Source organism: Altericista sp. CCNU0014 (assembly GCF_044923475.1).
Lineage (GTDB): Bacteria > Cyanobacteriota > Cyanobacteriia > Thermosynechococcales > Thermosynechococcaceae > JAAURS01.
Genome location: NZ_CP137338.1, coordinates 2,957,328 through 2,977,934, shown reverse-complemented (window position 1 = coordinate 2,977,934; position 20,607 = coordinate 2,957,328). Strand labels below are relative to the sequence as shown.

At 51.7% G+C, this 20,607-nt stretch carries 14 protein-coding genes, 1 tRNA gene and 5 pseudogenes; 12 read left to right on the top strand and 8 right to left on the bottom strand.

What is annotated here, in order from left to right; all coding sequences use genetic code 11:
* Positions 1-9: 9 nt before the first annotated feature.
* Complete coding sequence (locus tag R6H26_RS14415) at positions 10-585, bottom strand: YybH family protein (RefSeq protein ID WP_404783212.1); 576 nt, start codon at positions 583-585, stop codon at positions 10-12.
* A 112-nt stretch (positions 586-697) separates the two neighbouring features.
* On the opposite strand from R6H26_RS14415, the gene R6H26_RS14410 reads away from it, so the two are divergent.
* Entirely contained in the window at positions 698-1,687 is a 990-nt protein-coding gene (locus tag R6H26_RS14410) for a LysR family transcriptional regulator (RefSeq protein ID WP_404783211.1), read from the top strand.
* Between the two features lie 306 nt (positions 1,688-1,993).
* On the opposite strand, the gene R6H26_RS14405 is transcribed toward R6H26_RS14410, so the two are convergent.
* Positions 1,994-2,527: an Hsp20/alpha crystallin family protein gene (locus R6H26_RS14405; protein WP_404783209.1), complete on the bottom strand. Its 534-nt coding sequence runs from the start codon at positions 2,525-2,527 to the stop codon at positions 1,994-1,996.
* Between the two features lie 508 nt (positions 2,528-3,035).
* Here R6H26_RS14405 and ftsH point away from each other — a divergent pair.
* The 3 genes and pseudogenes from ftsH to R6H26_RS14390 all read left to right on the top strand — a co-directional run.
* Positions 3,036-4,985, top strand: a complete 1,950-nt coding sequence (gene ftsH, locus R6H26_RS14400; RefSeq protein WP_404783207.1) for an ATP-dependent zinc metalloprotease FtsH — start codon at positions 3,036-3,038, stop codon at positions 4,983-4,985.
* A gap of 324 nt (positions 4,986-5,309) precedes the next feature.
* The gene (locus R6H26_RS14395) at positions 5,310-5,747 is read left to right on the top strand and encodes an Hsp20/alpha crystallin family protein (protein WP_404783205.1); all 438 of its coding nucleotides are present in this window, start codon (positions 5,310-5,312) and stop codon (positions 5,745-5,747) included.
* A gap of 102 nt (positions 5,748-5,849) precedes the next feature.
* Positions 5,850-6,515: pseudogene (locus R6H26_RS14390) on the top strand (Hsp70 family protein); the annotation flags it as partial.
* A 24-nt stretch (positions 6,516-6,539) separates the two neighbouring features.
* On the opposite strand, the pseudogene R6H26_RS14385 reads toward R6H26_RS14390, so the two are convergent.
* Positions 6,540-7,429: pseudogene (locus tag R6H26_RS14385) on the bottom strand (ISAzo13 family transposase).
* 577 nt (positions 7,430-8,006) lie between these two features.
* On the opposite strand from R6H26_RS14385, the gene R6H26_RS14380 reads away from it, so the two are divergent.
* Complete coding sequence (locus R6H26_RS14380; protein ID WP_404783203.1) at positions 8,007-8,594, top strand: ester cyclase; 588 nt, start codon at positions 8,007-8,009, stop codon at positions 8,592-8,594.
* 59 nt (positions 8,595-8,653) lie between these two features.
* Positions 8,654-9,388 (top strand): annotated as a pseudogene (locus R6H26_RS14375) (NAD(P)H-dependent oxidoreductase).
* A gap of 427 nt (positions 9,389-9,815) precedes the next feature.
* Here R6H26_RS14375 and R6H26_RS14370 read toward each other — a convergent pair.
* The 4 genes and pseudogenes from R6H26_RS14370 to R6H26_RS14355 all read right to left on the bottom strand — a co-directional run.
* Positions 9,816-10,697: pseudogene (locus R6H26_RS14370) on the bottom strand (IS256 family transposase); the annotation flags it as partial.
* 254 nt (positions 10,698-10,951) lie between these two features.
* Positions 10,952-11,385, bottom strand: a pseudogene (tnpA, locus tag R6H26_RS14365) (IS200/IS605 family transposase).
* 172 nt (positions 11,386-11,557) lie between these two features.
* Positions 11,558-12,754, bottom strand: a complete 1,197-nt coding sequence (locus tag R6H26_RS14360; RefSeq protein ID WP_404783202.1) for an FAD-dependent monooxygenase — start codon at positions 12,752-12,754, stop codon at positions 11,558-11,560.
* 56 nt (positions 12,755-12,810) lie between these two features.
* Positions 12,811-12,942, bottom strand: a complete 132-nt coding sequence (locus tag R6H26_RS14355) for a hypothetical protein (protein ID WP_404783200.1) — start codon at positions 12,940-12,942, stop codon at positions 12,811-12,813.
* A gap of 128 nt (positions 12,943-13,070) precedes the next feature.
* Between R6H26_RS14355 and R6H26_RS14350 the strand changes: the two genes are divergently transcribed.
* The 3 genes from R6H26_RS14350 to R6H26_RS14340 all read left to right on the top strand — a co-directional run bounded on the left by R6H26_RS14350 (position 13,071) and on the right by R6H26_RS14340 (position 16,339).
* Positions 13,071-13,151, top strand: a tRNA-Leu gene (locus tag R6H26_RS14350).
* A 74-nt stretch (positions 13,152-13,225) separates the two neighbouring features.
* On the top strand, positions 13,226-14,530 hold the full coding sequence (locus tag R6H26_RS14345; protein ID WP_404783198.1) for a CCA tRNA nucleotidyltransferase: 1,305 nt from the start codon (positions 13,226-13,228) through the stop codon (positions 14,528-14,530).
* A gap of 6 nt (positions 14,531-14,536) precedes the next feature.
* Positions 14,537-16,339: an aspartate kinase gene (locus tag R6H26_RS14340; protein WP_404783197.1), complete on the top strand. Its 1,803-nt coding sequence runs from the start codon at positions 14,537-14,539 to the stop codon at positions 16,337-16,339.
* A gap of 53 nt (positions 16,340-16,392) precedes the next feature.
* Here the strand turns inward: R6H26_RS14340 and moaA are convergent, their stop codons facing one another.
* Positions 16,393-17,391 (bottom strand): GTP 3',8-cyclase MoaA, encoded by a 999-nt coding sequence (moaA, locus tag R6H26_RS14335; protein ID WP_404783195.1) that lies wholly within the window; start codon positions 17,389-17,391, stop codon positions 16,393-16,395.
* Positions 17,392-17,573: 182 nt separating this feature from the next.
* Between moaA and R6H26_RS14330 the strand changes: the two genes are divergently transcribed.
* The 3 genes from R6H26_RS14330 (at position 17,574) to R6H26_RS14320 (ending at position 20,573) form a co-directional block, all read left to right on the top strand.
* Positions 17,574-18,002, top strand: coding sequence for a DUF2809 domain-containing protein (locus R6H26_RS14330; RefSeq protein ID WP_404783194.1), 429 nt, complete (start codon positions 17,574-17,576; stop codon positions 18,000-18,002).
* A gap of 159 nt (positions 18,003-18,161) precedes the next feature.
* Positions 18,162-18,743 (top strand): hypothetical protein, encoded by a 582-nt coding sequence (locus tag R6H26_RS14325; RefSeq protein ID WP_404783192.1) that lies wholly within the window; start codon positions 18,162-18,164, stop codon positions 18,741-18,743.
* A 399-nt stretch (positions 18,744-19,142) separates the two neighbouring features.
* Positions 19,143-20,573 (top strand): form I ribulose bisphosphate carboxylase large subunit, encoded by a 1,431-nt coding sequence (locus tag R6H26_RS14320; RefSeq protein ID WP_404783191.1) that lies wholly within the window; start codon positions 19,143-19,145, stop codon positions 20,571-20,573.
* Positions 20,574-20,607 lie beyond the last annotated feature (34 nt).

Below are 20,607 nucleotides of genomic sequence, written 5' to 3'. Positions count from 1 at the left end.
TGGTTTCATTTAGAGCTGCCCCGTGGGGGTTGTAAGCGTCCGACCTGTGTCACCTCGCGCTAGTGCAGCCGCCTGCTCTAGGCTGATGCCCCTGACGAGGGGGTCTGCATGCCGATGGGCCAGCCGCCATTCGGACCCTTCTCGGCGATAGACTAGAGTGACTCGCAAGGGCCATTCCTGGGCAGGTAGCCCTCCAACCTCGACGTTCTGGCGTTCGACGATCGCGAGGACGACCATGTCAGCCGAAGCATAAGACTGAACCACTTCCTGCTTGAAGACACCACCATTCTTGAAGAATCGCCCCATTGCCTCCATGCGTTCGGGCGTGTACTCCGAACCGCGCGAAGGTGTTCCGCCGAACGGCGACATTAGCGTGAAGTCGTCGGTATAAGCGATCGAGGTTCGGTAGGTGTCGATATCTCCGCGCATCAACGCGGCGTTTGAGTCCGCAGATCGCTGGATGAGTTCCGCAACGGTCGTTTCGCGATCGGAATTCGAACCAGCATAGGCCGTTCCGCTGGCGATTTTGAAAGCAGCAAGACCAGTGCTGGCTGCAACGAGAATGTTACGTCGTGATGTGGACATTTGAGATTGTTCCTATCGAGAGTGCAGGCTTACGAAGCAGCGTGATTCTGCTTTGTCCGATCCGAAACTAACACTTCCAACTTGCTGAATCAAGTGATATAATTTCAGCAATATGCTGAATGAAATTGATCTCTCTCGTGCTGACCTCAATCTGCTGGTTCTGTTCGACGTCGTCATGGCGGAGCGCAACGTCGGACGCACAGCCGAGCAACTGCATCTGTCGCCATCGGCAGTCAGTCACGGTCTTGGCCGCCTGCGACGGCTTTTCAACGATCCGCTATTCCTGAGAACGCCTAAGGGAGTCGTCCCAACGGCGCGCGCAACGGAACTGGCTGCTCCGATCGCCGACATTCTGGCGCGCGTAAAAAGCGTCATGTCGATCGCCGAACCGTTCGATCCGGTCACATCCTCGCGCCGCTTTACGATCGGAGCACCCGATGGCGTTTCAGCCGTATTCCTGACGCCGCTGCTCGCCGAACTGAACAAAGTCGCGCCTGGAATAGACTTGGGTGTACGCCAATTGCTGCCAACGGCAGGGGAATCCTCACCCGATCGCGCATGGCGGACAGCCTTCACCGACCTTGATGCGCGCGTGATGGACATTGCAATTCTGCCAACAGACGACATCGCTGCGAGGTTCCTTGCGAAAACCCTTTATGAGGAGGAATTTGTCGTCGCAGCACGCGCCGGACATCCGTTCGCAGCCGATCCGACCCTCGAACGCTATTGCGAGATGCAGCATCTCGTGGTTTCGCAAGCAGGCGACCCCTTTGGCTTCGTCGATCGCATTCTTGCGGAGCAGGGCCTTAAACGCCGAATCGCGCTAACAGTCCCGAACTTCATGTTTGCACTCGCAATTCTTGCCGAAACCGATCTAATCTCAGCGCTGCCAAGGCATTTCGTCGCCATGCATGCACAGCGCTTCGGGGTCGTGGGAACAGAAGCGCCTCTTTCGCTGGGGTGTTCTCGACTCAACGCCGTTGTTCCAAAGGTCGCAATGATGGATTTGGGTTTGGTGTGGCTCTTCGACAGGCTTGAAAGCGTAGGGCGAGCCTCAACGACGCGCAACAAGGGTTTGTCTCGGAGCAAAAGAAGATCTTAGTTTGGAAGCACTTGTCAGCTGCATTGCATAGGGTAAGTGCTGTGACCTCTGCCTTCGCACTGCAAACACAACTGCTGATAATGCGGTGATTAGATGTCCAAAAATAAGCATCGCGGCGGGAAGCTCAAGCAGCAGTCTGAAACAGCAAGTCCAGATGCTTGTGGGGTCTGGTGTAGATCGAATTTGGATTCAATGCAATATCTCTATGGATAGCAAGGTTTTGCGCCCCTGCGCCCCTAACGAAATGTAAAGACAATGCCCAAAGGAAAGGCTCCCCAATAACCATGAAGAGCCTTCGCTAACAGATTAGCTGCTGTGATTGCCACCATTAGGCATAGTTTCACTCGCTGCCTCTAAAGTGGCTGTTGAGGTGGAATTTGCGAGTTCGCCTAAGTTCACCTTAACTACCCGACGACGCTCTTGCTCAGTTTTAGGCAGGGTTAGCGTTAGAATACCATCCTTAAACTCTGCGTGTATCTGCTCAGCCTCAATCGCAGCGGGTAAGGCAATTAGTCGACGGAACTTACCATAGGCAAACTCAGAACGAAGCCACCGATGGGATTCAGACTGTTGTGGATAGGGATGTTCGCCTTCAATCAGAATTGCATCCCGAGTTGCTTGAATATTAATCTGGTTGCGCTCCATGCCAGGGAGCTGAACGCGCAACATCAGATTATCAGGGGTATCCATTAGTTCGATGGCAGGATGCCAGTTGGTTTCACGTTCAGCAGACATCCCTGTAAACTCATCAAACACCTTATCGAGCTGCTGCCGCAGTGATTCCATACGCTCAAATGGCTGCCAACCCAAGTCAAAAGGTTGCCAATGCACGATTCTCATAACAGTTAGCCTCCTCTGCTTTGATTTGCTGCTAATGGTTGTAGATTTGTGAATTGTATATGTCGAGCGAACAACAGCACGAAGTGCCTAACCTCAACAATGAAGTGGAAGCTAAAACTTCGTATTGCTGCACTACTCAAATAAATAGCAAAAAATTCTGTAACTTTGGTCCTGCCCGAAGTCGTAGTTCCCGAACAAGATCCTTGGTGGTTCTCCCAACTCCAATGACTTAAAGGAATTTTGTATTCTATAAAGTGTAGCCTAGGCGCGATCTATGCAATCTATTAGAGGGATCGCTAAAACCTTAATTGGTCAATTCTTCAAAATTAGACTTGTTTGTTTACTTTGTCTTGCTGGATCGATCTCGCTTTGCATCAACACAGCTTAACGATGGGCAGCTTGACTATGGGTTGGCAGACTAACTTGATACTAGCCCTTTGAGTCTCGCTTGTTTCGTTGTTTTCAATCCAGATTGGAAGGACTGCGTACTCAGCTTGAGGTGAATCCTATGCCGATTGAAACTCAGACTCAACGTTCTCAAAAGACTCCAAAACCTAAACAGTTCGGTAACAGCCTGATCCTTTTCACCATGGCATTGTTGCTATTGAATTTCATCCTCTTACCAACATTGCGTCCTCGTCCACCAGAGGTACCCTATAGCAACTTTGTCGAACAAGTAGAAGCGGGGCAGGTAGCGCGAGCGATCGTCAGCCCCAATCGGATTCAGTATATGCTAAAACCCAAACCAAACGCGGAGAACCAGGCTCCGATCGTCTTGGAAACAACCCCCGTTGCCCTGGATCTGGACTTACCTAAAATTCTGCGCGAACACAATGTAGAGTTTGCCGCTCCACCCGCAAACAATGCAGGCTGGATTGGTACAGTTCTCAGTTGGGTCGTGCCACCATTGGTGTTCTTTGGCATTTGGGGCTGGCTATTCAACCGCGCTCAAGGGGCCGGCCCTGCTGCCCTCACGGTCGGCAAGAGCAAAGCGCGCATTTATTCAGAAGGCGTTACAGGTGTGAAGTTTGAGGACGTGGCAGGCGTAGATGAAGCCAAGGCAGAACTTCAGGAAATTGTAGACTTCCTCAAGAACGCGGATCGCTATATTCGTTTGGGGGCAAAAATTCCCAAAGGGGTGTTGCTTGTAGGGCCGCCCGGAACCGGAAAAACGCTGCTGGCAAAAGCGGTTGCCGGAGAAGCGGGCGTTCCATTCTTCAGTATTTCTGGTTCGGAATTTATTGAACTTTTTGTTGGGGTTGGTGCAGCACGAGTCCGCGATTTGTTCGAGCAAGCCAAGCAGCAAGCGCCCTGCATTGTATTTATCGATGAATTGGATGCGTTGGGTAAATCTCGTGGCGGCAATAGTCCATTTGTGGGCGGCAATGACGAACGGGAGCAGACCCTCAACCAATTGCTTACCGAAATGGACGGATTCGATGCCAATACCGGGGTGATTATCTTAGCTGCCACAAACCGTCCTGAAATTCTAGATCCAGCGCTGCGGCGTCCGGGTCGGTTTGACCGACAGGTGATGGTCGATCGCCCTGACAAAATTGGTCGAGCTGCCATTTTGCAAGTTCATGCCCGCAACGTCAAATTAGGGGAGGACGTGGATCTAGAGAAGATCGCCATTCGGACGCCTGGATTTGCGGGTGCGGATCTGGCAAATTTGGTCAACGAAGCGGCACTGCTGGCGGCGCGTCAATATCGTGATGCCGTGACAATGGCAGATTTTAATGAAGCAATTGAACGTGTGGTAGCTGGATTGGAGAAAAAGTCTCGTGTCTTGAATGAAATTGAGAAGAAGACCGTTGCGTATCATGAAGTCGGACATGCGCTTGTCGGTACATTGATGCCCGGTTCGGGGAAAGTAGAAAAAATTTCAATCGTGCCGCGTGGGGTTGGTGCATTAGGCTATACCGTTCAGTTACCCGAAGAAGATCGCTTTTTAATGATTGAGAGCGAACTGCGGGGTCGGATTGCGACGCTCTTAGGCGGACGCTCGGCTGAAGAACTAATCTTTGGTGAAGTTTCGACAGGAGCCAGTGATGATATTCAAAAGGCAACGGAGCTAGCAGAGCGTGCCGTTACCCTCTATGGCATGAGCAAAGAACTCGGCCCGATCGCTTTTGAAAAGATGCAGCAGCAGTTTTTGGACGGTTACAGCAATCCTCGTCGTTCTGTGAGTCCTAAAGTAGCGGAGGAGATCGATCGCCAGGTGAAGGAGATTATCGATGGTGCTCACCAGATGGCATTGCAGATTCTCCAACAGAATCGAGACTTGTTGGAGGAAACAGCACAGACGCTGTTGCAGAAAGAGATTCTAGAAGGTGAGGAACTGCGATCGCACCTCAATCAGGCGCAGCCACCCGTAGCCCTACGTCACTGGTTACAACAGGGCAAACTCTCTAATCAGGAGAATGTTGGATCGGAAATTACCCATCGAGCGGTGTAGTTTTCCTGACTGACACCCGCTTTATGGAGGGGCGATCGTATCCTCGCTCGCTCTAGTGCGCTGCTAACCTGGGAGCCAAAACGAGCCTTTTTCGAAAAGGCTTAACTTTTCACGACTACAGACTGCCTAACAAGTTAAGAGCCTGAGTCGTTCCTTCATCTGAATTTACGAATAATTGGGTTCGTTTAATTGGGTTCGTTACTGATTATAAGGTTTCGATACGGAAGGAGGAACTATGGGTTTCAGGAAAACCGAACCCCCAACTCTTTACTAATTCGGTAATTTGAAATTAAACCACTAAACACAATTTGGAGGTGCATGATTATGGCTTTGATTCGTTGGCAACCATTTCCAGAAGTTGAACGTCTACAACGAGATGTAAACCGTTTGTTCGATCGACTCACAACAACAAATGGAGATAGTTTGGGAACTGAGTTTGCTCCCGCTGCAGAACTGCAAGAAACATCAGATGCAATTCATCTGAAACTTGAAATTCCAGGGATGAATGTAAAAGATATTGATGTACAGGTTTCTGCCGAAGCCGTTTCAATTAGCGGCGAACGCAAAGAAGAAACTAAAACAGAGGAAAACGGCTTGACTCGGACTGAATTCCGCTATGGTCAATTCCAGCGAGTGATTCCGCTTCCAGCACGAGTGCAAAATACGGATGTAAAAGCGGAATACAAGGATGGTATTCTGCAACTGAAACTTCCTAAAGCGGAAGATGAGAAAAATAAAGTCGTCAAAGTCAATATCGGTTAATTCCTGGATGAGGGAATGGGTTGGAGGGGTATAGGTTAATCCTCACTCCCATTCCTCATCTACTTATCCAAACTTGGCTTGAATAGTTAGGAGGGAATTGCAATGGCAAAAGTTGTTGGTATCGATTTAGGAACTACAAATTCTTGCGTTGCGGTAATAGAAGGTGGGCAACCGCTTGTAATTGCCAATGCAGAAGGCAATCGCACTACTCCATCTGTCGTTGCCTATGCAAAAAACGGCGATAAACTGGTCGGACAAATCGCTAAGCGCCAGGGTGTCATGAACCCAGAAAACACCTTTTACTCTGTCAAGCGCTTTATTGGGCGGAAGTATGACGAGATTACCCACGAAGCGACCCAAATTTCCTACAAAGTTGTGCAGGATGGCGGCAATGTGAAACTGAATTGCCCTGCAACGGGTAAACAGTTTGCTCCAGAGGAAATTTCTGCTCAGGTATTGAGGAAGCTGGCCGACGATGCTAGTAAGTATCTAGACGAAAAGGTAACGCAGGCGGTCGTCACCGTTCCGGCATACTTCAATGACTCGCAACGTCAAGCAACGAAGGATGCAGGACGCATTGCCGGATTGGAGATCCTTCGCATTATTAACGAACCAACTGCCGCCGCACTTGCCTACGGGTTAGACAAGCAAAGTAATGAAACTATTCTTGTCTTCGACTTGGGTGGCGGTACGTTTGATGTCTCGATTCTGGAAGTAGGCGATGGCGTGTTTGAAGTCAAAGCAACCAGTGGCGATACTCACTTAGGATCGTGGATTAAATAACCTCCAGAATTAAGCTTTTTGAGGCTTGGCGGTGTAATTCCATTTTGGCAGGTAAGCATCAAAAACGATTTCCATTGATTCCTTAAACGCCTGGGTGACTTTTCGCCCCGTTTGATACACCTTATCTAATACCGTCGCCAAGACCTTCAGACCCGTTTTCGTCTTGGCTTTACCCATCAAATCTTTAACAGTTTCCACCGACTCAAAAATGACACCTTCACACACCCGTGTCAGATGAGGGAACAGACGATGCTCAATGGGATTGTGTTTTGAGGTATACGGTGGATAGTGGGCAATGCGAATCTCAATCCCCAATTCATTGACCAATGTCTGTAAATCTTGCTTAAACAGATAGTGGCGTGAACTGTTAGACCCGCCTCCATCACAGAGGATCAAAATAGAACTGGCCTTCGGATACTCCATGGAACCGTAATGATTCCACCAGTAGCGAATCGAGTCACAGGCAAACTCTCCCGTGTCATGACTGACCCCAATCTGCACATAGCCGATGTTCAGGTCTAAGTCGTATAGTCCATGGGGAATGGCAACCCCCTCTGCCAGGGATGGCCAATCATGGTCAAGCACCTGAATCTCTTGTTGGGTATACAAACGACCCTCTCGATACAGGAGTCCAATCAACTCTTTTTTTTAGTGTCCATGCTTAAAACCGGATGACCTGAGTCTTGATAGGTTTTTCTAAGATTCCTGATGTTTTCAAACTGTTCGTTACGATGGGCGGTTTCTCCTGTAGACAGTCGTTTCTGAGCTTTGCGTTTGCGATAATGATGCTTTTTAAGCAATTGGTCAACGAGGGTAACGCTGATGGCTTTTCCGTCAACTTCGATCAACTGAGCAATCTCTTGACGCTTGAGATTTGTCCATTTCTGCCCCTCATCCATCGGCGACCCTGCGGTGTGCGCCTCTAGCCCCTCAATAAAGACTTCATCCAGTCCCTCGACGGTCTCAAAGGCTGATTTGCGTCCCCCGCCTTTTGCCCGAATCCCCGCCTGATTCATGGCCACTAAATCATCTAACTCTGATAGCCCCAATCGAATCGTGTAATAATCACACCCAAACAGAGCGCTAATGTACGATATTCCACCCCATCCCAGTTTCGCAGCTTCGATGGCCCCATAACGACGACGATCCTTTTGATTTAAGGACTTGTAAAGCCGTTGCATTTGCTGCTCAATAGCGAAGGGGTAGGGATTCATCTAAAAACAGATAAGGAAAGGATCTTCAAGCTATCACGCTTCCTATATTCTGGAGGTTATTTAATCCTCGATCCTTAGCCGAAAAGATTATTGTGGCAGGGCGCGACTAGCAACATTTATCTGTCTGTCGATCCAACAAACCGAGAATAGCAATAGGAGTTCCTCATGGAACGACATTTAGGCGCATTGGAACTCAGTAAGCTGTAGACAAAGCCAGCATAGACAATACAGTCAACACTACCAATCAGGAGACTACATTAACATGGTCACGAAACAAACTGTAAATCAAGCAGACAATCGACATGCAACCCCTAACCTGACACCTGCCGAGGGAGCCTTGCAAGCAGTCTGGGAAGCACATATACAGTCCGAGTTTGGCACTCACAGCACTGAAGATGCTCTCGCGACGATGGTTGAAGATGCTTACGTGAACCACATTCCGGTTATGACCGGAGGAGTCGGAAAACCAGAAGTGGGTGAGTTTTATTCCAAATACTTCATTCCACAGATCCCGCCAGACTTCGAGCTAGTTCCAACTTCGCGCACGATCGGGACGGATCAACTAGTCGATGAAATGGTGGGTAAGTTCACTCATACGATTCAGATGGACTGGATGCTACCCGGTGTTGCTCCGACCGGGAAACGAGTTGAAGTACCAGTGGTTGCCATTATTCGATTTCGGGATGGCAAGGTCGCCCATGAACACCTCTACTGGGATCAGGCGAGTGTATTAGTTCAACTCGGCTTGCTCGATCCTGGTACGTTACCCGTTGCAGGTGTTGAAAGTGTGCGTAAGGCACTCGATCCGAGCTTGCCCTCAAACGCACTGATCGATCGCGCGATCGAGTGAACTCAAAGCCAGTAGGGTGGGCACTGCCCACAAAACCTTACTGTGAAGGGTTTTACAAAATGGTGGGTGATGCCCACCCTACTACTAAATCTAAGAACTACTCTGATAAAGCCAGGAGAAGCACCGTGAAGGTTTTGATTGTTTTTGCCCATCCAGAACCAAAAAGCTTCAATGGAGCATTGTTTCAGAGGGCGATCGACACACTTCAAAAGCTTGGACATGATGTACAGTGTACCGATCTTTATGCTGTGAAGTTTGACCCCGTATCCGATCGTCGCAACTTCACCTCAACGAAAGATCCTAACTACTTCAAACAGCAGATTGAAGAAATGTACGCAACTGAAGTTGAAGGGTTTGTCCCAGAGCTTGAAGTTGAACTCCAAAAACTAGAATAGTGTGATTTGATGATTTGGCAGTTTCCTTTATGGTGGTTTAGTGTGCCCGCCGTTTTGAAGGGATGGGTCGATCGCGTCTTCGCAATGGGGCGGGTGTACGGTAGCGGGTATATTTATGAAACAGGACGTTTTCAAGGCAAGAAAGCAATGCTTTCGTTGACGCTAGGCGGAACAAAGAAGCATTATCTCAAGGATGGCTTCAATGGCGATATCCAGGCTATCCTGCGCCCTATCCAACGTGGCATCTTTCAGTTTACTGGTTTTGATGTTCTTGCCCCTCATATCGTTTATGCCCCCGTCCAACAAACTGATGAAGTTCGCCAGGAAATTTTGGATAATTTTTCTCGACGGCTGCAAGCGATTGAGAATGAGTTGCCGATCGCTGTTGGTAAGTATTAGATCCGCTTTCTGACAAATCAATTTAGAGCCAGCTAATACTAGACCTGTTGGGAAATAACGAGAAAAATTGCTGAAATGCTTACATTGACTGTGTTTCAAGGATTTTGATCAAAAATCGCTGAAATGCTTATCAGAAGCGATCTTAAAGATTTTTCGAGCTTATTACCCAACAAGTCTAATGCACTCCCAATGCAGTGAAGTCTGTACTGCGACTGAAATGATCGATTGCACGCTAGCAAGCAGCCTAAAAGCAACGTAACGATGAATCAGCTTTGCTCATCCCACAATTGGAGATCGCGACGATTGGTAACGGTTTATCTACAAGGAGCATATCCAATGTCAACCGCACAGAGAGGTATAGTCAAGTCTGGTGTATGGGACAAAATTAGGCAGCCTTCTGTTGCTCGTTCAAATCAGTGTGTTTCTGTTCTAGTCGAAAGATCTCCCAAAGCGCTGATTTGGCATTGGGTTGTAACTTTTGGGGCAGCTTATTGAGCACATTGGCCGTCTTATGCACCCAGCAGCGCTGTTTCTGGGTTGTCGACCAGACCTGAGGGAGTGCCTTCCAGAAACCCAATGCGCCATCGCCAATGGCCAGCAGTGGGTCATACTGTAACCCTTGGTCTTTGAGCTGGAGCATCAATGCCTTCCAACTCAACTCCGATTCTCGGTAGCCTGCGGCCATCCCCAACAACTCCTTGTAACCCGTATCGGTGACGCCAATCATGACCAGAATGCACTGACGCTCCTCTTCTCGAATATTGAAGTAAATGCCGTCCGCCCACACATAGATGTAGCGCTTGGCGCGCAAGGAACGTCCTTGCCAGACCTGCTGCTCCTGCTGCCACTTTGCCTTGAGCCGACTGATGGTCGCGGCGGATAAGCCCTTTGCCTGTTGACCTAACAACGCCGATAGGGCTTCGCTAAAGTCGCCTGTCGAAATCCCTTTGAGATACAGCCAAGGCAAGACTTCCTCCACACTGCGACTGCGTTTTAGATAGGGCGGTAACAGCAGGGAGTTGAACTTGATACCGCTGCCGCTGCGGTCTCGCACTTTCGGTACCTGCACTGCGACCTCGCCAATCCCAGTGGCGATCGTCCGGGCCGGTAAGTATCCATTTCGTACCACCACCTGACGACCGTTGTCGTCTTTTAAGCCCTGATATTGACCTAGAAACTCGCTCAGTTCGGCCTCTACCGCCTGTGCAATGATTTGACGCGCACCTTGGCGCACCAAGTCACTGAGCGCATCGCTAAAGCATTCCTGAGACTCTGGTGTTTTGAACTCGATTAGATTATCTTGAGTCATGGTGTATCTCTATTCTGGTATTTTTGCTTGTCCAGAAGGATACGCCTTTTTTTGTCTCCTTCGCTGTACACCAGAAATAGTTATAACTCCTGTGCGTCCAGTGAGCACGAACGTTATGCGAAGCAAGATCGCGATCGCCTAGTGACGATTCAACTATTGCGTAGAGCAATATGACGACAGTAAATATCCTCCGGCAGAGCCGGAGGCTTTAGCATATGAGAGCCGCTCAAAGCGGCTTTCTTCCCTCTAATCTTCTACTCTTGCCACAGTTTGAGCTGTTCCAATCGCTGATCCTCCTGTTCTTGATTTTGAATGTACAATCGTACCACTGCCTCATCTCGTCCCACCGTCGAAACGTAGTACCCTCTGGCCCAGAAGCTCTGGCCGCTGAAGTTTTGTCGTCGCCCCAAGTATGTTCGCGCAATCGCAATCGCACTTTTCCCCTTAAGGAACCCCACCACATGGGAAATCGAATACTTCGGTGGAATCGAGATCAGCATATGAACACGATCTACACACAAATGCCCTCCTCGATCCGACACTCCTGTCGCCGCACCAAGTCATGGAAGATCTTCCCTAGATATTGCCGCAACTCCAAATACAGTGCCTTGCGCCGATATTTGGGAATGAATACAACATGGTATTTGCACTCCCATTTCGTATGGCTTAAACTGCCTATGTCTTTCATGAGTCTCCTTTGCATAAACCCAACTTTGGCTCACGCTTATGAGACTCTTTCTTCAGACTCCCGGAATTGTCAAACTTTACGAGTCCCCCAGCAGAGCTGGGGGTTTACCAGATTAAATCATACTCCTTTATTTGTAGTTGCAGTATCTGCTATGTCACTCGAATACTTCGTTTCAAACCTTTAAAACAACCTGGGCAAACCCCTGGCGCAGCTTCAGTTGGCGCTCCAGCCAAGACTGACGAACCCTGCTCCGAATGAAAGGCGCAAGGCGGCTGACGGCATGGCGCAAAAGCGGAACATTTCGTATGAGTTCGCCTTGAGCAACTTCTGCTTGTTGCAGTTTTTGGGTTTGAATAATTTCCGGTTCGCGTTCTGCCTGAATCCGGGGCAGAACAGCATCAATTGCAGCCCAATTAGACTGCTGCAACAGCGGGACAAGATGATTAGCAGCCACGATCGCATCTCGCAATGCCATATTGATACCCTGAGCGCGAATCGGCGACATCGGATGCGCGGCATCGCCCAACAGCAGCAATCCGGGGACGTGCCACTGGGGACAGCGACCGACAACGACCGAGAGCAATAGCGGTCGTTCGATGGCGTCTTTCTGTTGGCGAAAATGGGCCGCTAACCAATCGGGGGAAGTTGAGGCTAATTTTCCCGCCCAATCAATCTGTTGCCAGTCGAGCGGATCGTCCTTATGCAGCGACCAGCCCACCTGAAAGTTACCTTCCGAACTCTGGAATGCGCCAAATCCTTCCTTTCCTTTCAAGATTGCATAAAATACATTTTCCTTGGCAAATTGCGGACTAGTCGGAAGCTTAAACCATAGAACATCGAAACTCTGAGCCTCTCGATCGAGGGCTAAATTTGCCCGTTGACGCACGACCGAATTGCGCCCATCGGCCCCGATGACCAGATCTGCTGCGATCGCACGTCCATCGCCTAACTTTACTCCCGATACGCGATCGCCTTGCCACAATAAATCCTGAACCGCATTGCCTTGAATCAATTCAAAACTCTTACACTCATTCGCTTGCTCCAGCACAGCCTCAAGAAAAGCAGGCTGCGAAATTAGCGTACAGGGCGGCCCCTCAGATTCCATCGGTTCATCGACCCGAAAAATCGGACGATTTTCGATATAGAACTCCCACGCATCGATGGCACGGTGCGGAATTTGTTCAATCGCATCCGACAGCCCCATTTGCGCGATCGCCGCCAGACCGCTGGGCATCAACCCCTCGCCGCGAAAGATCCGCCGAAAGCTGCGCGAGGCTTCAATTAATTTGACGGCAATGCCGCGCTTTGCCAACAGCATCGCTAAAGTCAATCCCGTCGGGCCAGCCCCAATCATTACAACCTGGGTCATTTTTTTACTGCAAGCTGCGATGCTCGCCGGATAGAGTATGAATGATTGCTCGTATTCTAGAAGCGATCGCAGTAGCCTGATAATATCCAGACTGAAATGAGAGCGAAGATCGCCCAGCCCCATCCCTGAAACTGCGATCGCTCGCTGGTGAGCCGATTCAACGGTCCCTCATAATCATTGTCAGCCACACAAATCTCTTTCACATTGAATCCCGTTCATCCAAATTCTGGACTATCCGTTAAAAAGAGGCCGAGTCGGATTGCAAACTTGTTGTTTCAGCGGGCGGTCTGATATAAGATAGGAGAGCCTCATTCAAGGGCGAGTGGCGGAATGGTAGACGCACCACACTCAAAATGTGGCGACTTCGGTCGTGAGAGTTCGAGTCTCTCCTCGCCCATTTGTTAGAGAACAGGCGTACTGTTGGGTAGGGTGTTTCTAAACCCTGCGGTCGCCTTGTTACTTTAGCAACGCATGAATTCTTTGTTACTTAAATCTCCGCTATTGCAGTCTTCGGCTTTATCTCCCCAATACTGGCCGTTTAGTTTGGATTGGATTCCCGCTACGGCTTATTTGGTGGGGGGGTGCGTGCGCGATGCCTTACTAGAGTACGCGTCGCCCTATCTAGACTTAGACTTTGTGATGCCTCAAGATCCCATTCAGACAGCGCAGGCGATCGCCCGGCACTACGGTGCGGGGTTTGTGGTGCTGGATGCGGAACGCCAGATCGCGCGGGTGGTGTTCGATAACGCCACGGCAGACTTTGCGCTCCAGGTGGGAGACAGTTTGCTGGAAGACCTAGAGCGTCGGGATTTTACGGTGAATGCGATCGCCTATTCTCCCCACACTCAGACCCTCGTCGATCCCTTGGGCGGACGTAAAGACCTGGAAAAGCGAACGCTGCAAATGGTTTCCGTCGAGAATCTGAAAGACGATCCGCTGCGATTGCTGCGAGCCTACCGTCAAGCAGCACAGCTCAATTTTATGGTAGACCCCGAAACGCGGCTTCAGCTTCACGCTTTAGCGCCGCTGCTGTCTAAGGTGGCTGCCGAGCGGATTCGGGTAGAACTGAGCTATTTATTGAGCCACGCTAAGGGGACGCGGTGGCTGACGGAGCTTTGGCAAGACGGGCTGCTCCATTCGTCGTTTCCCGACGCAACCACCGAGGGTCTTGCGTCGATCGAGCGGATGGATCGGGCAGAAGCGGAAGTCACGGCTCGTTGGCCCCAGCTAGAAGCACTGCTGCACCGCACCCTCAGCGATCGCCCCAAGAGCGGCGAGGGAGTGCGGCGCACGTTATTCGCGACCGGGAAGTTAGTGGGGCTGGTGCATCCCGATCCCCAAATTGCGAAGCAAACGCTTCAAGCCATGAAATACAGCAAAGCAGAAATCAATTTGGTGCTGACGGTGCTCCAAGGACTCAGCCAGCTCCGGCAGGATTTGAGCCAAGGCCCCCTGAGCCGCGCGCGACAGTATCTGCTGTTCCGGGCCGTACGGGAAGCATTCCCGTCGGTGGCAGTGGTGGCGATCGCGGCTGGCATTCCGTTGGCCGATGTCGCGCCGTTGGTCGATGAATATCTGAATCCCGAAAGCGCGATCGCCCATCCCGCGCCGCTGGTCTCTGGGCAAGCGCTGATGAGTGCCCTATCCTTATCTCCAGGACCTTTGGTCGGACAACTTCTGGCCGCGCTGGAATTGGCCCGCGCCGAAGGAACCATCGCCACCGCCGCCGAGGCGATTCAGATGGCCCAGCAGATCGTTTATTCAGCCCCTAGGTAAATTGGCATGGCACTCATCGTTCAGAAATACGGTGGCACCTCCGTTGGCTCGGCGGAGCGCATCAAAGCCGTAGCCGAGCGCGTTAAAGCCTCGGTGGATGCGGGCAACGCCCTGGTCGTCGTGGTGTCTGCCATGGCCAAAACCACCGATGGCCTAGTGCAATTAGCCCATGAAGTCTCCGAAAATCCATCCCGCCGCGAAATGGACATGCTGCTCTCGACCGGGGAACAGGTAACCATTGCCCTTTTGAGCATGGCATTGCAACACTTAGGACAACCCGCTATTTCTCTGACGGGAGCGCAGGTGGGAATTGTGACGGAACCAGCCCACACGCGCGCCCGCATTTTAGACATCGCAACCGAACGGATGAAGCGTCACTTGGCCGAAGGCAAGGTCGTGGTGGTTGCCGGATTCCAAGGCATCACCAATACCGCTGACTTAGAAGTCACAACGCTGGGGCGAGGCGGGTCCGATACCTCTGCGGTCGCGTTGGCGGCAGCGCTTCAGGCAGACCTCTGCGAAATTTATACCGACGTCCCTGGGGTGTTGACGACGGATCCCCGCCTCGTGGAAACCGCCAGCTTGCTCGCAGAAATCACCTGCGATGAAATGCTGGAGCTGGCCAGCCTAGGGGCTAAGGTGCTGCATCCCCGCGCCGTAGAAATTGCCCGCAATTATGGCGTTCAAATGGTGGTGCGGTCGAGCTGGAGCGACGAACCCGGCACTAAGGTGATCGCTCCCGGTATCGCGCCCCGTTCGCTGCAAAATTTGGAACTAGGGCGTCCCGTGGATGGCGTGCGCTTCGATCTAGACCAGGCAAAAGTGGCGCTACTGCGGGTAGAAGATCGGCCTGGGATTGCAGCCCATTTGTTTGGGGTGCTGGCACGGCAGCAGGTGAACGTCGACCTCATCATCCAGTCCATCCACGATGGCAATACCAACGATATTGCATTTACCGTCGATCGCGCTTCCCTCCCTCGGGCCGAGGCGGTTTCCACGGCCTTTGGCCCCATGCTGCAGCAACAGCGGGGTGACAGTTTAGACCAAACCGAAGTCATGGTAGACCGAGAGATTGCCAAAATCAGCATTGTGGGCGCTGGCATGATCGGGCGACCGGGGATTGCGGCCCAGATGTTTCGCACCTTGGCAGATGCCAACATCAACCTCCAAATGATTTCCACTTCGGAAGTGAATGTGAGCTGTACGATCGCCAAACAAGACTGCGACCTGGCGATCGCGACACTCTGCGCCCAGTTTGAGGTAGACAGTTCTCCCGCCCAGACCGCCATCGATCCCAACTGGCCAGCAGTGCGCGGCGTCGCCCTAGACCTCAAGCAGGCAAGACTGGCCATCCGCAACGTGACGGATCGTCCCGGCATGGCGGCCCATATCTTTCAGAAGCTCGCAGCAGCCAATATCAGCGTGGATATGATCATTCAATCCCAGCGATCGCGCTCTACCCACGGCGTCATCACCCGCGATATTGCCTTCACCGTCCCGCAAATCGACCTCGCGATCGCTCGGACGCTCCTGGAAGACATTAGCAAAGAGTTAGGCGGCGCTGAAGTGGCTGCCGATTCCGACATTGCAAAGGTCAGCATTGTGGGCATGGGGATGCTGGGTCGCCCCGGCGTCGCCGCGCAGATGTTTGAGGCTTTAGCCAACCGCAACATTAACATTCAGATGATTGCGACGTCTGAAATTCGAGTGAGTTGCGTGGTGAGCAAGTCTCAAGGCGTTGACGCGCTTCAGGCCATTCACCAAACCTTCGCACTGGGGCAAGTCCAAAAAGTAGAGATCCCCGCTTGAGGGGAGCGCGAGACCTTGCGGCCCTCGTCCGTGCTGGCGCGAGGGAGGGCCGCTCAACCGCCAATCTGAGACATGGTGCGGGTATAGAACTGACCCTCAGTTCCTGAATCGCGACCTTTATAATTAATTTCTGGCTTCAGGGCCAGCAAGTTCCGAACGCGATCGCGCATTTCTTCTACGCTCGCCCCCTCGCGCAGCATTGTCTTGAGATCCATCTGTCCCGTTTCGTTGAGCAGACAAGGGCGCAGCCAGCCGTCAGCAGATAGGCGCATGCGATTGCAGCGATCGCAAAAGCATTCCGACATCTGACTGATGAACCCTAGCGTCCCCTTAGCCCCAGGGATGCGGAATACATCCGCCGGGCCATTACCGCGAACCTGACTGGCTTCTAGCCCCCAACGGTCGCGGATGCGCTGGCGCAACTCCTCAGAAGACACCCAACCGCGTTCCCCAAACAAATCGGCATTGCCAATGGGCATAAATTCGATGAACCGAACGTGCCACTCGCGGTCTAGACTCAACGCGGCCAAATTCAGCACTTCGCGATCGTTGACCCCTGGAATGACGACCACGTTGAGTTTGAGGGGGCTAAACCCAATTTCATACGCCGTTTGAATCCCATCCCAGACTTTTTGCCATCGCGCTGCTGGCGTATGGGTGCGGTATCCGACGATCTGGTTGAAAGTCTCTGGCACTAGAGAATCCAGGCTGATATTGATGCGCCGCAGCCCCGCCTCGTAAAGATCCCGAGCCATCCCCGCTAGCAAGAAGCCGTTAGTGGTCATGGAAAGATCTCGAAGATTGGGAAAAGCAGCAATTTCCCGCACGATTTCCACCACGTCGGGGCGAATCAGCGGTTCGCCCCCCGTCAAGCGAAAGCGCGTAAATCCGACGGGCATCATCACCTCGCGCAAGAGCGTTAGCAGTTCTGGCGCAGTCAACACCTCAGATCGTGCCAAAAAGGTCAGGTCTTCGCCCTCCGGCATGCAGTACTGGCACCGAAAATTGCATCGGTCTACTAAACTGACCCGAAGGTAGTCAACCTGATTCATTCGGATGTCCTCATCTCAGGAGCGCGGGCGTTCGAGCTGAAACTTCTAGGTTGGATTTGGCACCCCTTTGAGAGGGCGCAAAACCTCCCGCCCCTCCTTCAATCTTAGGAGAGCGGCTAGAATTGTGCCTCTATGCTAATCCCTTTAGCCATCTTCCCATCCGCCCGATCGAGTGCGACGCGATGAAAACGTTGAGAAAAAATCCCTTCAGGTCCTATCGCTTGACAATGCTGGGCAGTGCGATCGCCCTCGTCCCCCTGGGTTACCTCCTCCGATTCTACGGTCCGGGGCCGGCATGGCTCGACGATGCCCTGGGTAGCGCGATCTATGAAATATTTTGGATTGCCCTAGGATTGGGGATTTGGCCCAACGTAGCGCCGCTGAAGATAGCCGCTATAATCGGCATAGCGACTTGCGCCCTAGAGATTTTACAACTCTGGCATCCTCCTTTCCTTCAAGCGCTGAGGGCAACCCTTCCCGGACGACTGATTTTAGGCACGACCTTTAGCTGGCGGGATTTTCCAGCCTACCTCGGGGGAAGTATCGTAGGGTACGGGTGGGGGAGATCGCGCTTGCCCCGCAGGGCCCCCTCTCAAACGCCCCTCCCCTAACGCTTTTGTTACAAATTCTCGAGCGAAAAGCGTGGCAGTTCCGAAATCCTTATGCAATAGTGAGAATAATCTCTCCTGAGAGAAAAATGCGGGGGCCGAACATTCATATTTTTATTGGGGTTAGCGCCCTACAGACGAAGCTTATTTTAGGACTGCTCTATGTTTTGCCCATCCTGCAACGGTCAAATTTATCCTTTTGCAAAAGATTTTGTCTGCCCCCACTGCTTTGTTCAGCTTAAAGTCCATTCCCTCAAGCGCCTGACAGTCTTTTTGCTGCCCGACAACCGCCTTGCTGGCATCTACAACGCCAATTCAGGCCGCGTGGTTTCCTTTATGGGCTTCATCGCAAATCCGCCCATCGAGCAAAAAGCCCACGATCGTCAAGTGGCGATCTCCAGCCGCAGGTTGCAAGTTTGCCTCAACCAAATTAGCGACACACTGAAGGTTCTCGAACAAGAGCGCCAAACCCTTTTGGATTCGGAAGTCGTCGTCGAGCGCGTCCTCACGCGTACGAGCGGGATTCAGCAGCAGTCTAGCCTTTGCCGCTCTCAAATTGCGCTGGCCTACGGACTGCTTGAGAAACTAGAAGAGGCTTATACAAAACTCCGGGTCGATCTGGAGCTGGCCGTCACCCAACCGCCTCAAAATGCGGGCCTGTTTAAGACCCAGATTCAGCAGCAAGTCAAGCTCGTCCGCCAGCTAGAGTCCCTCAAAGAATCCGCGCTCCGCAGCATCCACTAATCCCAATATCAAAGGGACTCGGCGATCGCTCTGCCCAAAACGAGCCGTTAAGGGCAAGACTGCAAAATCCCTTCAAACGAGGGATTTTTGGCGTGTCTGTAATAAAATTTACCAATCTTGTTTTAGATAAATAAAACTTATAAAACTACAAATCATATTCGATGTCTGACTTATTGAGTTTGGTCCCCTTCTGTACTAGAGTCAACAGTAAGCATAGACAAAGCCACCAGTTTTTTTAAGCTTTTACGCAAGCTTGGAACAGAGATAGGCTCCTTAGAGGGGCCAGTGTTGTTCTGTCTACATTGACGAGCAAAGAAAGGTTTTTGCGCATCTCAGCCCCTAACCTTCCCTTGCCTCTGGACGTGCCCATCCAGCTCGAATTCTTACAGGAAGAGATAAATGTCCTATTCGCAAACGCAAACTCAATCGAAGTCTGGCTACAAGGCCGGCGTGCAAGATTATCGGCTGACCTACTACATGCCGGACTACACGCCTAAAGACACTGATATTTTGGCTGCCTTCCGCGTAACGGTTCAGCCCGGCGTACCTTTTGAAGAAGCAGCTGCCGCGGTTGCTGCCGAGTCTTCCACGGGTACCTGGACGACGGTTTGGACGGATTTGCTGACCGACCTGGATCGCTACAAGGGCCGTTGTTATGACATCGAACCCACCCCTGGCGAAAGCGATCAGTTTATTGCTTTTATTGCCTATCCCTTAGACCTGTTTGAAGAAGGATCTGTTACCAACCTGCTGACCTCCTTAGTGGGTAACGTTTTTGGTTTCAAAGCCCTCAAAGCGCTGCGTCTGGAAGATCTTCGCATTCCAGTTGCTTACCTCAAGACCTTCCAAGGTCCTCCCCACGGGATTCAGGTCGAGCGCGACAAACTTAACAAGTACGGTCGTCCCATGCTGGGCTGTACCATTAAGCCCAAACTCGGTTTGTCGGCCAAGAACTACGGTCGTGCCGTTTACGAGTGCTTGCGCGGCGGTCTAGATTTCACCAAAGACGACGAAAACATCAACTCCCAGCCTTTCCAACGTTGGAGAGACCGTTTCTTGTTCGTGGCCGATGCCATTCACAAAGCCCAAGCCCAAACTGGAGAAGTGAAGGGTCACTACCTCAACGTAACTGCCGGTACCTGCGAAGAAATGATGAAGCGGGCCGAGTTTGCGAAAGAACTCGAAATGCCGATCGTGATGCACGATTTCTTTACTGCTGGTTTCACGGCCAACACCTCTTTGGCGCGCTGGTGTCGCGACAACGGCATGTTGCTTCACATTCACCGCGCCATGCACGCCGTGGTCGACCGTCAAAAGAATCACGGGATGCACTTCCGCGTCTTGGCCAAGTGCTTGCGGATGTCTGGTGGCGACCACATCCACACAGGTACGGTCGTGGGCAAACTTGAAGGCGACAAGGACATTACCCTTGGCTTCATCGACCTGCTCCGCGAAAACTACATCGAAGAAGACCGCTCTCGCGGGATTTACTTCACCCAAGACTGGGCTTCCATGCCTGGCGTGATGGCTGTGGCTTCCGGCGGGATTCACGTTTGGCACATGCCTGCATTGGTTGACATCTTTGGCGATGACTCCGTGCTTCAGTTTGGTGGTGGTACCTTGGGTCACCCCTGGGGTAACGCACCGGGTGCAACCGCTAACCGCGTTGCCCTTGAAGCTTGCGTCCAAGCGCGAAATGAAGGTCGCGACCTCATGCGCGAAGGCGGCGATATCATTCGCGAAGCTTGCAAGTGGAGTCCAGACTTGGCTGCAGCTTGCGAACTGTGGAAAGAAATCAAGTTCGAATTTGAAGCGGTCGACACCATCTAACGAGCGTTATATGACGCTTCCTGCGGGCACGGGA